Genomic DNA, 15,496 nt, shown 5'->3' on the forward strand with positions numbered 1-15,496 from the left:
CTGCTTGTCCGCCGGCGGGGCTGCTTGCTCCGAAATCGGGACCTCCGGGGGCGTCGTGACGGAACTTTACCACTCACGACCAGCGCGGGAGGGGGCTCACTTTCCGGCGGCCGCCCGGGAGCGCACCGAAGGCGCCCGCCGGATGCCGAACGGGCCCATCCGGGCCTCCGCGCGCCGCACGTCCCACACCGCGCCCATCTCCGTGTACGCCGTCAACGCGCCCCGGAACGCCGTGCGTGCCTCGGCCAGCTCGCCCGACTCCGCGAGCAGGATCGCCGCGTCTTCGGTCGCCTTCGCGTGCTTCAGGACCCGCCCGGCCGCCCGGTAGTGCCCGGCCGCCGTCAGGACCGGGCCGGGATCGCCCGTCACCAGACCGCGGCAGTGCGCCGCCGCCGCGGCGTGCGCCGGCGGGACCTCGCCGTCCGGCTCGAGCAGGCGGACCGCCTCCTGCATCCGCTCCCGATCGCCGAGCAGTAGCGCCAGCCGGACCAGGTCCGGCAGCCACTGGTGGCGGGCCGCCGGCGGGTAGGTGTCCTCCAGCAGCGGCAGCAACGCCGTCAGCGCCGCCTCCGGCCGGCCCTCCTGCTCGGCCAGCAGGGCACGCGCCGCGAGCAGGAAGTCGCCGCCGTCCGGCTCCAGGCCCGGCGGCCACTGCTGCCGGTCGGCCGCGTCGAGGTGCGTCCTGACCTGACCCGGCTGGCCGCGGTGGCCGGCGATCAGCGCGCCGACGCCGTGGACCAGCAACGCCGACCCCGGGCTGCGCAGCACGTACGACGCCGTCTCGGCGCCGTCGCGGATCACCGCGTCCAGCTCGGCCAGCGCCTCCCGCCAGCGGCCCAGCCAGTAATAGTGCACCGCGCCGGCCAGGTGCATCTCGCCCGGCACCGCGCGCGTCGCGGCGATCCGGCGGGCGGCGTCGAGCGGCTCGGCGGCGTCGTCGAGGCTGTCGAGGTTCGGCACGGCCAGCGCCGCGTCGTCCAGCGGGTGCAGCCCGGCCGGGGCCAGCGCCGTCTCCTCGCCCAGTTTCTCCAGCGTGGCCAGCAGCGACTCGTGCCGCCCGCGCCACATCTCCGGCACGTCGGCGTCGTCGAGCGTCCGCTTGAGTTCGGCGGTCGCCTCGGCGAAGTCGCCGCGGCGGTAGTAGACGTAGGCCAGGATCCAGCGCATTTCGGCCGCGCGCCTGCTGTCGGACGTCCGCGCGACGACCGAGCGCGCTTCGGCTTCGGGCTCCCGTCCGAGCCAGAACAGTAGCCGGGCCAGCGTCGCGGTCAGCGTCTCCCGCGCGTCCGGCGGCAGCGTGCCTTGGGTGACGGCGTGGCGCAGCAGGTCCACGGCGGTCCGCGGGGCCTCGGTGGCCACCGTTCCGATGTGCTCCAGCAGCCACCCGGTCACCCACGGGTCCACCTGCGCGGGCGCGGCGGCGAGCTGCTCGGCGACGCGTTCGGCGGGCGCGCCGGCGGCGGCGAAGGCCTCGGCCAGCTGCCGGTGCAGCGCGACCCGCATCGCGGCCGGCGTCTTTTCGTAGAGCACGCGCCGCACCAGCGAGTGCCGGAACGCCAGCCGGTCGCCCGATTCGACGAGCACCCCCGAGGTGATCGCCTCGTCGACCGCGCCGACCAGCGCCATCGGCGGCCGTTCGGTGGCGACGGCGATGTCGCCCGGCGAGAACTCGCGGCCCAGCAGCGCCGCCCAGCGCAGCGTGTCGCGGGTCCCGCTGGACAGGAAGCTCAGGTACTGCGTGATCCGCGCGCCCAGCGGCGACGGGATCGTCTGGCACGAATTGCCGTCCAGGTGCGCGTGGACGCCGTCGAGCACGATCATCGACTGCGCGAGCAGCGTCTCGACGATTTCCCGGACGTAGCGCGGGTTCCCGGCCCCGTAGGAGACCAGCAGCTGCAGGCCCGGCCCGGGTGGCGCGCCGGCCAGCTCGGTGGCCAGTTCGCGCGCGGCGTCCTCGGTCAGCGGCGGCAGGGCCAGGACGGTGATGTCATCGTTGTCAAGCAGATCGTCCAGCGCGGCCGGCCGGGGTACCGGACGGCACGCCCCGACGAGCAGCAGCGGCAGCTGCCGCGTCTCCCGGCTCAGGTAGCGCCAGACGCGCAGCGTGGTGTCGTCGGCCCACTGCAGGTCGTCGAGCACGAGCACGAGCGGCGCCTCCGCGCACAGCTCGCGGACCAGCTCGAGGACGTCGTCCACGGGATCCTCGCCGGGCTGTCCGGCGAGCCGCGCGGCCAGGGCGGCCCGGCGCGGGTCGGTGGCGCGCGGGTGCACGCCCAGCGCGTCGAGCAGCGGCCGCAGGGCGAACCGCTGGTCCAGCGCGTCCGCGGCGGCGAAGGCCGGGCGGAAGTCCTGGGCCGCGGCGAGGACTTCGGCGAGCAGCGCGGTCCGGCCGCTGCCCGGCTCGCCCTCCAGCCACACCGACCGCCCCACCCCGGCCCCGAGCTCGACGACGGCCTCGTGCAGCCGGTCGAGTTCCGCCTCCCGGCCGACGAAGATCTCCGCTCGCTCCGGCAGGGCCGCGGTCGGCAGCCGCGGCGCCGGCGAAACCGGCGCCGGCTTGGGTTCCGGTGCCGCGGCGGGCTTCGCCAGCAGCTCGTCGTGCAGCCGCCGCAGGGCCGGGCCCGGTTCGGTGCCTGAGGACTCGACGAGCCTTTCGCGCACGTCGGCGTAGACCGCGATCGCCTCGGTCCGCCGCCCGGCCCGGACCAGCGCGCGCATGAGCAGCCCCCGCAACGTCTCGCGGAACGGGTGTTCGCGGGTCAGCGCGGTCAGTTCGGCGACGAGTTCGGTGTGCCCGCCCGAGTCCAGGACGACCTCGGCGCGCCGCTCGATGGTCGCCAGCCGCACCTCGGCGAGCCGGGCGCGCTGCGCGGCGGCGAACGGGCCGGGCAGGCCGGACAGCGGGACGCCGTGCCAGAGCCCCAAGGCTTCGTCGAAGGATTCCCGGGCGCCGCGGAGGTCACCGGCCGCGTGCCGGCGTTGAGCCTGCTCGCGCAGGGCTTCGAACCGGTGGACGTCGATCGCCTCGGCGTCCAGCCGCAGCGAATAGCCGGAACCGATCGACGCGAGCAGCTGCGGGCCCTCGCCCTTGGCGCGGCCGGGTTCCAGCGCGCGCCGCAGCCCGGAGACGTAGGTGTAGATGGAGCCCTGCGCGCTCTGCGGCGGCGCGTCACCCCAGACGGCGTCGATCAGCTCCTCGCGGGAAACCGTGCGATCCGGGTGCATCGCCAGCGCGGCGAGGACCGTGCGCCGGTGCGCGGAGCCGAGGTCCAGCTCCGTTTCACCCTGCCAGGCCTTCAAGGGGCCCAGCAGCTGGAGTCTCGGTGCGGAGCCGTCCGCGGCCGACATCGGTCTCCCTTCGTGCGTGAACGAATCGTCACGCGCCGGATGCCTGCCGTGAGCATACGCGGACGCCGTGAACCGGCAGGCAAGGATGGCGGACATTCGGGCAAGGGCACCCGGGCGGGGTTTCGCGCCGCCACCGCGTGCGCCACGCTCGGGAGCCGGAGAGGAGCCCTCGAATGGCGACAGCGCCGACCGAAGACATGCAGCGGGCCGCCGCCTGCTTCGCGGCCACCCTCGACGGCGCCCGGTCCCGCCTGCGCGACGTCAACAGCGAGATGGCGCTGGTGCAGGCGTCCTGGCGCGGTGAGGCATCGGTGCGGTTCGGCCAGGCGATGAGCGACTGGGAGCAGGAGTTCGACGTGATCCTGTCGCGGCTGGCGCAGCTGCTGGAGGCGACCGGCGGCCCGATGCCGCGGCCGCGCCTGCCGTGACGCGGCTCGACTTCCGGTTCGCCGATCTGGTGCTGGACCGGATGGGCGCGATCACCGGCGAACTCGGCGAGCTCCTGGCCGACCTGGAGGCCCGGGTCGAGCCGGAGCTGGCGGGCTGGACGCCGGAAGCGCGTGAAGAGTACTGGCGCGCCAAGCGCGACTGGGCCCGCGCGGCCGGGCGGATGCCGGAGTGCCTGGACCGGGCGCGGGCGGCCTTCGGGGAGCTTTCTTCACGGGCGTGAAGACGGAATAGGGAAGGCGTGAAGACACGCCGTCCACACTGCCCCCATGAAGCCCGTCGAAGTGAGCGTCCTCGCCTCGGACCCGATCACGCACGCCGGCGCGGTGAGCCTGCTGGACAACCATCCCGACGTCCGGCTGACCGACCTCGTGCCGGACGTGCTGCTGGTGATGGAGGACCACGTCACCGAGGCCGTCCTGGGCGAGATCCGGGCGGCCAAGGCGTCGCACGTCGTGCTGGTCGTCGAGCACTTCCGCGAAAGCGACCTGATGGCGGCACTGGAGGCCGGCGTGGTGGCGATCCTGCCGCGCCGCGAGACGGGCGGCGCCGAGCTGGTGACGGCGGTGCTCGCGGCGGGCGACGGCACGGCCAACCTGCCGCCGCGGCTGCAGGGTGCGCTGCTCGCGCAGGTGCAGCGGATGCGCAAGGACGTCCTGGAACCGAACGGGCTCACGCTGTCCGGGCTCGCGGCCCGCGAGTGCGACGTGCTGCGGCTGGTCGCCGAGGGCTTCGGGACCGAGGAGATCGCGGCGAAGCTGTGCTACTCGGAGCGGACCGTGAAGAACGTCCTCTACGGGCTGATGACCCGCTGCGGCCTCAACAATCGCGCCCACGCCGTCGCCTACGCCCTGCGAGCGGGCGCTATCTGAGACGTTTTCTCTGCCGCTGTCACCTTTCCGTGGGCTAGGGTCCGATCATGGTGCTCACGGCAGTGGAGATCGCGGCCTCCGTCCGGGCCGGGAAGCTCGATCCGGTGCAGGTCACCGAGGAGGCCCTGGAGCGGATCGCCGCGGCGGACGGCGTCGTCGGCGCCTTCCGGCGGGTGCGCGCCGAAGAGGCGCTGAAGGAAGCCGCGGAGGTCGCCGCGCGGCCGGATCTCGCGACGCTGCCACTGGCCGGGGTGCCCGTCGCGGTCAAGGACGTCACGGAGGTGGCCGGCGAATACGCGTCGCACGGTTCGCTGGCGGGGACGTCGGCGCGGGCGGACGCGGACGGCGTGATCGCGACGCGGCTGCGGGCGGCGGGCGCGGTGATCGTCGGGCTGACCCGGGTGCCGGAGCTGTGCATCTGGCCGATGAGCGACACCCCGGACGGCATCGCCCGCAACCCCTGGGACCCGACGTACGCGGCGGGCGGCTCATCGGGCGGCAGCGCGGCGGCGGTGGCGGCGGGGCTGGTCCCGCTGGCCCACGGCTCGGACGGCATGGGCTCGGTCCGCCTCCCGGCGGCGATGTGCGGCCTGGTGGGGCTGAAGCCGGGCGCGGACCTGCTGGCGGAGGGCGGCTGGTTCGGCATGTCGGTCCACGGCCCGCTGGCCACGACGGTCGCCGACACGGCGTTGCTGGTGTCGGTGCTGGCAGGCGCGCCTGAGCTGGCCGCGGTGACGTCGCCGTCGCCGGTCCGCATCGGCATGTCGACGACGGTGCCGTTGCTGCACAGCCCGGTCCCGCGCGAGCTGGTGGCGGCGGTCTCGACGGCGGCGGGCCTCCTGGCGGCGGCGGGTCACGAGATAGCCCCGGCCGCACCCCGCTACCCGGCGACGATGGTCCTCGGCATGACGGCCCGCTGGCTGGCGGGCCCGGCAGCCCAGGCCCGCGAGTTCGACGTCAAGCGGCTGCAGCGCCGGACCCGCGCCCACATCCGCGCGGGCCGCCTGGTCGAGAGGACGGGCTTGATCCGCGCGCGGACGCGTGATCGCTGGATCGCCCGGGCGGAGGAGTTCTTCGCGGCGCACGAGGTGCTGCTGACGCCGACGCTGTCCCACTGGCCGGTGAAGGCGGGCCGCTGGCACGAGCGAGGCTGGCTGGCGAACGTGCTGCCGTCGACGCGCTTGGCGGGCTTCACGGGCCAGTGGAACTTCGCGGGCTACCCGGCGATCACGGTCCCGACGGGCAGGTCGGTGGTGTCGGGCCTGCCGACGTCGGTCCAGCTGGTGACCCGCCCGGGCGGAGAGCCGTTGCTGCTGGGCTTGGCGGCCCAGCTGGAGACGGCGAACCCCTGGGCCCGGACGGCGCGCAACTGAGGGCGCGCCGCTGTGGATGACTGAGCGCGCGCCGCTGCCGGCCACCGGAAACTGTCGGTGCCCGCCGGTAACGTAAAAACCGGGGGGCCCCTCCACGCGCGCGGGTTGCAGGCTTCGCGACGCGCTCGGCTGGGGTTGCTCACGCGATGAAGGCCGCGCCGGGGACCCAGGAGTCCCGCAACGCGGCCTTCACAGATGCCGTGGCTCAGTTGCCCGGCTTGCTCCCCGACGGCGACAGCGGCTTCGCGCCATTGCTGGTGGACCCGTTGCCGTTCGCGGGCTTGGTCGCCGGGCCGTTCGAGTTGGCCGGCTTCGGCGCTGCAGCCGGCTTGGGCGCCGCAGCGGGCTTCGGGGCCGGCTTCGAAGCCGCCGGCTTGGGCGCCGCCGACTTCGGGATCGACGGCTGCACCACCGGGACCACCGGCGCCGCCGGCGTGGTCGCCGACTCCGCGTCCCCGCCGACCAGCTTCGACGCCTGGGGGATCACCGCCTCCTCCGGCAGCGTGGCCAGCTGCGTCTCGCTGTGGTTGAGGATGTCCTCCGCCATCGCCAGGCTCTTGCGCGCCTGCTCGCGGATCTCCGCCAGCCGCTCGACCTTGCGGTTGGCCGCCGTCGTGCGCTGGGCCGCCTGGGTGGTCGCCTCGTCGAGCCGGCGCTTGGCCTCCGCGGTCGCCTCGTCCAGACGCCGCTTCGCCTCCGCCGTCGCCTCCGCGATCCGGCGCTCCGCCTGGTTCTTGCTCGCCGTGCGCTGGTCCGCGATGTGCTTCTCCAGCGTGGCCTTCTGGGCCGCCTGGGACGCCTCGAACTCGCGCTCCAGCTTCCGGCGCTTGCGCTCCGCCTCGTTGTCCAGGAGCTCCCGGCGCTGGGCCGCCTCGATCGTCAGCCGCTGGACCTCGGCGCGCGTCTCCGCCAGCGCGTTCTCGTGCTCGGAGTGCAGCAGGTCGGCCTGCTTGTCCAGCTCCGCCACCAGCTTCGAGTACCGCTCACGCAGCTTCGTCGACGCCTCCGTCGAGGACGCCCACGTCTTCTCCGCGGCGACCTCGGCGCGCTTGATGATCTCGTCCGCGCGCGCCTGGGCGAGCGTCACCGTGCGCTGCATCCGCTCGTCGAGGTCCTCGAGCCGCTCCGGCGGCTTCTTCAGCTCCTCGATGCGCGCTTCCAGGGCCGCGACCTGCTGTCGCACCGTTTCGGCCTCGCGGGTCGCGGCGGCGGCCTGGGCCGCGGCGGCGTCGCGTTCGCTGAGCACCCGGCGCAGCTGGGCTTCGACGTGATCGAGGTACTGCCGCACCTCGTTGCGGTCGAAACCGTGCCAGGCCTGCGTGTACTCACGACGGAGGGGGAGGAGGCCGTTGAGGGCGGTTGCGGCGGGGTCGCGCTCAGGAACCATGGGCCCGACCGTACCCGGGCACCCGCCGCCTCCGCCTTCCGGCTTCACGAATCACCAACACGTGTCGCCGTGTCGCCGGAATGGCCTCACCCCGGGAACGCAGAGTGAGACCACCGTGCTGACCAGCCGGACCGATTACCAGTGGAAGCCGCGCGAGAGCCGGGCCAGCGCCATCGCCGCGCGCGAGAGGTGTTTCTCGCCACGTCCGATCTTGAGTTCGCCCGAACCGCCCGCCGCGGTCGAATCCGGGAAGATCCGGAAACCCTGGTACGCGACGGCGTCGGTGAGGCCCGGCGTCAGCGTGTACGCCAGCCCGATCGCCTGCCCCGCCGGGGTGCCGATGTGCTTGGGCCGTTCGACGAGCGCCTTCATCACCATGTCCGCGGCCTGCTCCGGCGACTTCGTCGGGAACGCGTCGTAGATTTTCGTCGGCCGGATCATCGGTGTCCGCACCAGCGGCATGTGGATGGTGGTGAAGGTGATCCCGTCGCCGTGCGTCTCGGTCGCCGCGATCCGCGAGAAGTAGTCCAGCGCCGCCTTCGAGGCCGCGTACGCCGAGAAGCGCGGCGCGATGCCCTGGACGCCGATCGACGACACATTCACGATGTGCCCGAACTTCCGCTCCGACATGTGCGGCAGCACCGCGAGGATCAGCCGCACCGCGCCGAAGTAGTTGATGGCCATCGCGCGCTCGTAGTCGTGCATCCGGTCGTAGGACAGCTTGATCGACCGGCGGATCGACCGGCCGGCGTTGTTGACCAGCATGTCGATCCGGCCGTGCTCGGCCAGCATCGCGTCGACGGCCTTGCGCACCGAGTCCTCGTCGGTCAGGTCGGCCGGGTACACCGACGCCGTGCCGCCGGCGGCGACGATCTCGTCGCGGACCTCCTCCAGCTCGTGCTGGCGGCGCGCGACGAGCAGCGGCACGCCGCCCGCGGCCGCCACCTTCAGCGCGGTCGCCCGCCCGATGCCCGAGGACGCGCCGGTGATGATCACGCGGCGGCCGTCGAGCTCGCCGCGCGGGCCGTGCTTGCGCGCGCGGAACGGGTCGAGGTGCTCGCGCCAGTAGCGCCACAGCGTCGGCGCGTACTCCTCCAGCCGCGGGACCTCGACCGTGCCGGCCAGCGCCTTGCGCGTCTCGGCCGAGGAGAACACCGATGGGAACGCCATCGTGTCCAGTAGCACCGGCGGGATGCCGAAGCGCTCCATGACGGCGTCGCGCGCGATGGTGACGCCGGGGATGTGCTCGGTCAGCTTGACCAGCCCGACGATCCGCTTCGAGAGGCCTTCGCCCAGCTGGACGGTGATCGTCGGCGCGCCCGCGGCCCGCGCGAAGGCGTTGTACACCGAGACGACCGGCTGCGGCTCGGGGTTGACCAGGTGGAAGGCGTGGCCGTCGAGGCCCGGCTTGACCACCAGCTCCAGCAGCGCCTTGGCGACGTAGTCGACTGGCACGATGTTCGTGTCGCCGAGGTCGGGGCCGACGACCGGCAGCACGTCGGGCAGCCCGGCGAGCCGGTTGATCGCCGGGAAGAGGTAGTACGGGCCGTCGATCTTGTCCATCTCGCCGGTCTCGGAGTGCCCGACGACGACGGCCGGCCGGTACACCCGCCAGGGCACCCGGTCCTGCTCGCGGACGATCTTCTCGGCTTCGAACTTGGTCCGGTGGTACGGCGTGACGAGGCGCTGCCCGGCGTCGAACATCTCCTCGGTGAAAACGCCTTCGTGGTCGCCCGCGACGGCCACCGACGACACGTGGTGCAGGCAGCCCGCGCGCAGGTCCGCGGCGAGGTCGACGACAGCCCGCGTACCGTCCACATTGGCCTTGATGCTGGCTTCGTCGTCGGCGGTGAGGTCGTAGAGCGCGGCGAGGTGGACGATGTGGTCGACACCTCCGCGCAGCTGCTCGCGGTCCGCTTCGGACACTCCGAGCAGCGGCTCGCCGAGGTCGCCGGTGACGAGCGTGACGCGGTCGGAGTGCGGCCACTGGTCGACCAGCGCGGCGAGCTTGGCCCGCGAGGACGCGCGCACCACGAGGGCGACGCGGTCGTCGTCGGGGCGGGACAGCAGCAGCCGGGTGAAGTGACGCCCGATCAGTCCGGTCGCGCCGGTCACCAAGAACGTCGCCATGGTCTTCACACCTCTCGCTCCGCAGCCCTGACCCTGGGCATTCTGCTGCATGGCGACGCCCGCGACCACCGTTTCGAAACGTGATGTTACCCACGAGTAACTTAGCTGGGCTCCGCGATGACGACGCGGTTCTCCTCGTAGCCGTCCGAGCCGCCGACCCAGCGGCCGCCGCACGTCACCAGCACCACGCGGTGCGGGCCGGACTGGCCGAACAGGTAGTCGGCCCGGGCCGGCAGGTCGCTCTTGTGCACCGTGACCAGCTGCGAGATCCGGTACCGCCAGGTCTTACCAGCACTGTCCACAATGGTCACCGCGGCGCCGACCTGCGCGGTCCACAGCTCGGCGAACGGCCCGGTCGCGCCCCGCCAGTTCACGTGGCCGGCGAACACGCTCGCCCCGCCCGCGGCGTCGAGTGACGCGCCCCACCACGTCGCCTGGCCGAGGTCGGTGGGCACCGGCAGCTCGCCACCCGGGCCGAGGTCCTTGCGCACGAGCGTCGCCGTCCCGCCGGCGGGCAGCCGGACGGTGCCCCGCGCCTGCGGCGGCGGGGACGGCGGTGGCGCGGCCGGCGACGGCGTCTGCGCGGCGGGCGCGGCCGGAGCCGGGGACGAGGTGGCCGCCGGGGATGGGGACGGCACCGCGGCCGCGGCTCCCGCCGCCCCCGCGGCGGGCAGCGCCGTACCGGACACGACGGCCACCCGCGGCACGCTGACCACGGAGGAGCCGAACTGCACCGCGAGCACGGTCGCCGCGCCGAGGGCGAAGCCGGTCAGCAGCCGGCCCCGGCCGGGTTTGCGCGCGGGCGGCTCCGGGGGACCGCCGTCCGGCTCGTCCTCGCCGGCCGCCCAGCCGATACCCCGGTGCCATTCCTCGACGAACCAGTCCTCGGCCCGCCAGTCGCCGCCGTGCTCCGCCACGCCGTTACCGCCGGGACGCCCGCCGCGCGGCGACGCCGATCAGCCCGCCCGCCAGCAGCACGAGCAGGCCGAGCCCGGCCAGGCCCGGTACGGAGTAGCTCGTCTCGACGACGCCCTGCGCCCGCGCGACCGGCTGGTCGCCGGCCGGGATCGCGCGCGGGACCTCGTTGGGCTTGTTCGTCACCGTCAGGGCGAGCGTCTCGCCCGGCTTGACGGTGCCGCACGCCGACGGCGGGTTCTTCGGGTCGAAGGCGTTCGTGTAGCCCGGCGGCGGGCTCGCCTCGACGACGCAGATCTCCTGCGGGGCGCGCAGATTCTCGACCGTCACGCCGCCGGTCTTGCCGTCGGTGGTGACGACCGCGGGCTTGCCGTCGGCCCCGGTGAGCGGCTTGCCGTCCTGCCCGACGGCCGCGGACGTCTTGTCCTTGCCGGTGATCCGCAGGACCGCGCCGCCGACGCCCTGACCCGTGTTCGCGTCCGTTTTGGTCACCTGGACCCGGCCGGGCTTGGCGACGTCGACCACGCCCTGTGCGGTCAGTTCCTTCTCGCCGCCGGTGGAGACGACCCGCTGCACCTTGGTGTCGACCGGCACCCGCACGTACGGCCGGTCGGCCGGAGCGGACAGCGCGGCCACGAGCTTCGGCTGGTCGCCGGTCGGGGTCAGCTTCACCGTCACGGTGCCGTCGGCGCCCGTCTTGAGCGTGACGTCCTTCGCGGCGGCCTGCGGGCTCGAGTTCCCGGCCGCGGCGTCCGCCTTCCCAGAGGCCTCACCGTCGAGGGTGGCGGCGGTCGCCGTCAGCTTCACCGGGACGTCCGGGACGCCCTTGTCCTTGGCGTTCTTCACGGTGACCGTCCACTCGGCGGCCTCGCCGGGGTGCTGGTCGCCCTTCGGCGTGGTCACCGAGGCCGTCCACGGCCCGCGGTTGGCTTCGGCGTCGGTCTTCAGCTGGTCGACGGCGGCCTTGGCGTCCGCGGGCAGGAGGTCGAGGTGGTACTTCGCGTCGTAGCCGATCTTGTCGTAGCCGAGCGACGGGTCCAGGTCGGCCGCCGTGCGCGGGGCGGCGGTCCACGAGTGCAGCAGGTGGGCGAGCGCGGCGGCTTCGGCGGGCTTCTTCGTGTCGCCGTAGCGCAGCAGCAGGTAGGAGATGTTCGCCGCCTGGTCGGCGGGCAGCTTGGTGCCCCACTTCGTGAGCAGCTCGTCGCCCGGCTTGTACTGCTCGTCGGTGTCGGGCGCCTTGAGCTGGAAGCTCACGCAGAAGACCTGCGCCCCGCCGACGAGGTACGAACCGAGCCAGTTGCGGCTGGGCCGCGGGGTCATGTCCTGGCCCGGCTTGACCTCGTAGCCGATGCCCTCCTGGCTCGCGGCCGAGGCGGCGGGCGCGCCGGCGGTCACGGAGAGCGTGCCGAGCAGGGCCGCGGCGACGAGCCCGGTCAGCGCGCGAGCACCCGCGCGCGGGTGTGTTGACCACCCCATGTGTCAATGCTCCTTCGTTGGACGCGCGGCAGCGCCCGGCGTCTCTGCAGGTCACACGACTGATCAAAACCCCGACACGCGTTCGGTGAACGTCCGAGCACGCGAGGTGAGCGTTGCGCCAAGGGGCGAAACTGTGTACCGCTCTTCGGGTGGCTGTCGGCGAACGGTCGTGATGTCCGTCGCTTACCGTGTCGTCCGAGGCAGCCGACCTGCCGTCGAGTAAAGTCGTCTTTACTCGACGGGAACCCCGCGCCCGCGGCGGTCGTTGAACCCGATGCAGCGATGATCCAAGCAGCAGATCCAGGAGGATCAGGTGCGTTCCAGTAGCAACCCGGCGTTCCGCAACCTGCCCGGCGGCGGAACCCAGACTTACGGGCAGTACGGGCCCCCGGTGGGCTTCAACCAACCCCAGGGCGGCGTGCCCGGGTACGGCCCCGGCCAGGCCGCCTCCGGCGAGGGCGACCGGCCGATGACCGTCGACGACGTCGTCGTCAAGACGGGCGTGTCCCTCGGCGTCGCGCTGCTCGTCGGGGTGGTCACCGGGATCTGGGCCCAGGTCCAGATCGCCGAGACCGGCCGGCTCTCCGGCGCGCTCATCGGCGCGATGCTCGGCGGCTTGATCGTCGGGCTCGTCATTTCGCTGGTGATCATCTTCCGCCAGAAGCCGAGCGGCGCGCTGACGCTGACGTACTCCGCGGCCGAAGGCTTGTTCCTCGGTGCGCTGAGCGGCGTCTTCGAAGCGATCTACCCCGGTATCGCGCTGCAGGCGATCATCGGTACCGCGGGTGTGTTCATCGGCATGCTGGTCGTCTACAAGACCGGCGCGGTCAAGGTCACGCCGAAGCTGACCAAGTGGATCGTCGGCGCCGTCGTCGGTGTCGCCATCCTGATGCTGTTCAACCTGATCAGCTCGCTGGCGTTCGGCTTCAACCCGCTGCGCGACGGCGGCCCGCTGGCCATCGTGTTCAGCCTCGTCTGCATCGGCATCGCGGCCTTCAGCTTCCTGCTCGACTTCGACCAGGCGGACCGGATGATCCGCGAGGGCATGCCGTCGAAGTGGGCCTGGTACACCGCGTTCGGCCTGATGACCACGCTGGTCTGGCTGTACCTCGAGATCCTGCGGCTGCTCTCGTACTTCCGCGAGTAACCTGGCTCACAGTTCCGCAGTGAAGGCGCTCCGTAACCGGCGGGGCGCCTTTTCTGTGGGTAATTAGTGCAAATAGGGACCCCGCTGCGGACTCCGCTCACCCTGCGTGTTTGATAACCCGGTCGGTTCTCATTTCACATGTGTGAGGTTCACAGTGAGCGTTCCCCCTCCGGCCCCCGGGGGCCAGCAGCCGGTGGGTCAGCCCGATCCCTACGGACCGCCTCCCGGCGGCCAGCCGCAGCAGCCGTACGGCCAGCCCGGCCAGTACGGGCAGCCGCAGGGCCAGCCGGGCCAGTTCGGCCCGCCGCCCGGCCAGTTCCCGCCCGGCGGCCAGCCCGGCTTCCCGCCCGCGCCGCCGAAGCGCTCGAAGGCGCCGCGGCTGATCCTGGGCGGCATCGGCGCCATCGTGGTGGTCGCGATCGTGATCATCGGGATCGTCTCGTTCATGAAGTCCCCGGCCACCTCGAACGCGGGTGACTGCCTCACCATCACCGAGTTCACCCAGGGCGGCGACGACCCGGCGAAGGCCGACTGCAACGACCCGAAGGCGAACGTCAAGATCGCCAAGAAGCTGGAGACCTCCTCCGAGGACTGCCCCGGCGGCCCGACCGCGGGCTACGACACCTACTCGGTCAGCGGCCGCAGCTCGTACAAGCTGTGCCTGATGATCAACGCGAAGCAGGGCGACTGCCTGGCGAACTTCACGTCCCAGACCAAGGGCTACCTGAAGGTCCCGTGCACCGACCCGACCAAGGACGGCGAGCTCGTCAAGGTCGTGACGGGTCAGGCGGACAAGAGCGTCTGCGAGGGCACCGACGCCACGCGCGTCGCGGTCTACCCGGAGCCGGCGACGACGATGTGCGTGAAGACGAACGAATAACGCAGGTTCCGTGAAGGGCCCCCTCGCCGGCGAGGGGGCCCTTTCGCGTACCCGGATTGCTCCGTTCGTCCCACACTGTGCGACGGGCTGCGATGGCTCGGTCACCCGTCCTAGCTTGTGATCGTCCTGCCCGCCCGAGCCTGGAGCAGCCCGTGGCGACGACCCAATCCCCGATCGGGGCCAAGCATTTTCCCGCCTCCTGCGCAGCGCCCGTGCCGCGGCCGGAAGACCCCGTCAGGATCGGGCCCCTCGCCGTTGCCGGCGTGCTCGCGGCCGGCCTGACCTGGTACGTCTGGGCGAGCCAGGGCGCCAAGTTCGGCATCCTGCTGCTGCTCGGCCTCGGGCTCGGCCTCGCGCTGTTCCACTCGCGCTTCGGCTTCACCTCGGCGTGGCGGCAGCTGATCGCCGTCGGCAACGGCCAGGGCCTGCGCGCCCACACCGTCCTGCTCGGCACCGCCGCGACGCTCATCGCGCTGATCGCGGGCACCGGCAGCGGCCTCTTCGGCAGCAAGCCGGCGCCGGCCGCGGGTGCGCTCGGCCTCGCCCTCTTCGTCGGCGCGACCCTCTTCGCGATCGGCATGCAACTCGGCGGCGCCTGCGCGTCCGGGACGCTGTTCGCCGTCGGCTCCGGCCAGTCCGCGATCGTGCTGACCCTCGGCGGGTTCGTCGCCGGCTCGGTGCTCTACACCTGGGCGTACCCGGTGCTGTCCGGCTGGCCCGAGCTGAAGGGCGTGCTGCTGTCCGACCACGTCGGCTGGTTCGGCTCGTGGGCGATCACCATCGCCGTCCTCGCTGGGATCGTCCTCGTGACCCGGGCGGTGCAACGCCGCCGGACCCCGCCGCCGGTGGACGTCGTCCCGACCGCGCGCGGCTTCGCCCGGGTCTTCCGCGGCTCGTGGCCGATGCTCGCCGGCGCGGTCGTGCTGGGCGTGCTGGCCGCCGCGGTGTTCCTCGTCTCCGGCGGGATCTGGGGTATCACCAGCGCGTTCGCCCTGTGGGGCGCGAAGGTCCTGCAGGTGTTCGGGCTGCACCCGGAGACGTGGGAGTTCTGGCGGCTGAAGGCCAACGCGACGTCGCTGGCCGGCCCGATCTGGCGCGACAAGACCAGCCTGACCGACATCGGCATCATGCTCGGCGCCGCGGTGGCCGCCGCGGCCGCGGGCGCGTGGAAGATCCACAGCTCGATCCCGTGGCGCACGGCGGCCGCGGCGCTCATCGGCGGCGTCCTGATGGGCGTCGGCGCGCGCATGGCGGGCGGCTGCAACATCGGCGCGTACCTGGGCGGCATCTCGACGGGCAGCCTGCACGGCTGGCTGTGGGGCGTGTTCGCCCTCGGCGGCACGTGGATCGGCCTGAAGCTGCGGCCGCTGTTCGGGCTCGCGAACCCGGAACCGGCCGACAGCGTCTGCTGACGCCGGCTTTCAAGCGCCACATTGGGGTTTTCTCAGTAGCGGCCCTGGTGCTCGAACTGGGTGAGTACCAGGGCGGCTTGCGCGACCGCGCCGATGCGGTGGGGGCAGA

12 protein-coding genes are annotated in these 15,496 nt (G+C 73.0%); 7 read left to right on the forward strand and 5 right to left on the reverse strand.

All coding sequences use genetic code 11. The annotated features are described in order from the left end of the window. Window positions 1-96: 96 nt before the first annotated feature. Window positions 97-3,348, reverse strand: coding sequence for a BTAD domain-containing putative transcriptional regulator (locus tag ACWEF6_RS40830; RefSeq protein ID WP_449687863.1), 3,252 nt, complete (start codon window positions 3,346-3,348; stop codon window positions 97-99). A 173-nt stretch (window positions 3,349-3,521) separates the two neighbouring features. Between ACWEF6_RS40830 and ACWEF6_RS40835 the strand changes: the two genes are divergently transcribed. From ACWEF6_RS40835 to ACWEF6_RS40850, 4 genes are read left to right on the forward strand one after another with little or no spacing between them, the layout of a single operon-like run. Next, window positions 3,522-3,776 (forward strand): WXG100 family type VII secretion target, encoded by a 255-nt coding sequence (locus tag ACWEF6_RS40835; protein ID WP_449687864.1) that lies wholly within the window; start codon window positions 3,522-3,524, stop codon window positions 3,774-3,776. Then, window positions 3,773-4,018 carry a WXG100 family type VII secretion target gene (locus ACWEF6_RS40840; protein WP_449687865.1) on the forward strand — a complete coding sequence of 82 codons (246 nt, stop codon included), beginning with the start codon at window positions 3,773-3,775 and terminating at the stop codon, window positions 4,016-4,018. The genes ACWEF6_RS40835 and ACWEF6_RS40840 overlap by 4 nt, the downstream gene beginning before the upstream one ends. Before the next feature lie 46 nt (window positions 4,019-4,064). Continuing rightward, window positions 4,065-4,667 (forward strand): helix-turn-helix transcriptional regulator, encoded by a 603-nt coding sequence (locus tag ACWEF6_RS40845; protein WP_086845415.1) that lies wholly within the window; start codon window positions 4,065-4,067, stop codon window positions 4,665-4,667. A gap of 47 nt (window positions 4,668-4,714) precedes the next feature. Then, window positions 4,715-6,040 carry an amidase family protein gene (locus ACWEF6_RS40850; RefSeq protein WP_449687866.1) on the forward strand — a complete coding sequence of 442 codons (1,326 nt, stop codon included), beginning with the start codon at window positions 4,715-4,717 and terminating at the stop codon, window positions 6,038-6,040. 205 nt (window positions 6,041-6,245) lie between these two features. Here the strand turns inward: ACWEF6_RS40850 and ACWEF6_RS40855 are convergent, their stop codons facing one another. From ACWEF6_RS40855 to ACWEF6_RS40870, 4 genes are all read right to left on the reverse strand, one after another. After that, entirely contained in the window at window positions 6,246-7,427 is a 1,182-nt protein-coding gene (locus ACWEF6_RS40855; RefSeq protein WP_449687867.1) for a cell division protein DivIVA, read from the reverse strand. 135 nt (window positions 7,428-7,562) lie between these two features. Continuing rightward, the gene (locus tag ACWEF6_RS40860; protein ID WP_449687868.1) at window positions 7,563-9,557 is read right to left on the reverse strand and encodes an SDR family oxidoreductase; all 1,995 of its coding nucleotides are present in this window, start codon (window positions 9,555-9,557) and stop codon (window positions 7,563-7,565) included. 101 nt (window positions 9,558-9,658) lie between these two features. Further along, window positions 9,659-10,474, reverse strand: coding sequence for a class F sortase (locus ACWEF6_RS40865; RefSeq protein ID WP_449687869.1), 816 nt, complete (start codon window positions 10,472-10,474; stop codon window positions 9,659-9,661). A 4-nt stretch (window positions 10,475-10,478) separates the two neighbouring features. After that, complete coding sequence (locus ACWEF6_RS40870; RefSeq protein WP_449687870.1) at window positions 10,479-11,948, reverse strand: hypothetical protein; 1,470 nt, start codon at window positions 11,946-11,948, stop codon at window positions 10,479-10,481. A gap of 313 nt (window positions 11,949-12,261) precedes the next feature. Here ACWEF6_RS40870 and ACWEF6_RS40875 point away from each other — a divergent pair, with 313 nt between their 5' ends. From ACWEF6_RS40875 to ACWEF6_RS40885, 3 genes are all read left to right on the forward strand, one after another. Further along, entirely contained in the window at window positions 12,262-13,095 is an 834-nt protein-coding gene (locus ACWEF6_RS40875; RefSeq protein WP_449687871.1) for a Bax inhibitor-1/YccA family protein, read from the forward strand. 193 nt (window positions 13,096-13,288) lie between these two features. Continuing rightward, on the forward strand, window positions 13,289-13,975 hold the full coding sequence (locus ACWEF6_RS40880) for an LppU/SCO3897 family protein (RefSeq protein WP_449687873.1): 687 nt from the start codon (window positions 13,289-13,291) through the stop codon (window positions 13,973-13,975). Window positions 13,976-14,067: 92 nt separating this feature from the next. Next, window positions 14,068-15,387 (forward strand): YeeE/YedE family protein, encoded by a 1,320-nt coding sequence (locus ACWEF6_RS40885; RefSeq protein WP_449687872.1) that lies wholly within the window; start codon window positions 14,068-14,070, stop codon window positions 15,385-15,387. The last annotated feature ends 109 nt before the right edge of the window (window positions 15,388-15,496 follow it).

It is taken from the genome of Amycolatopsis sp. NPDC004772, from assembly GCF_053601215.1.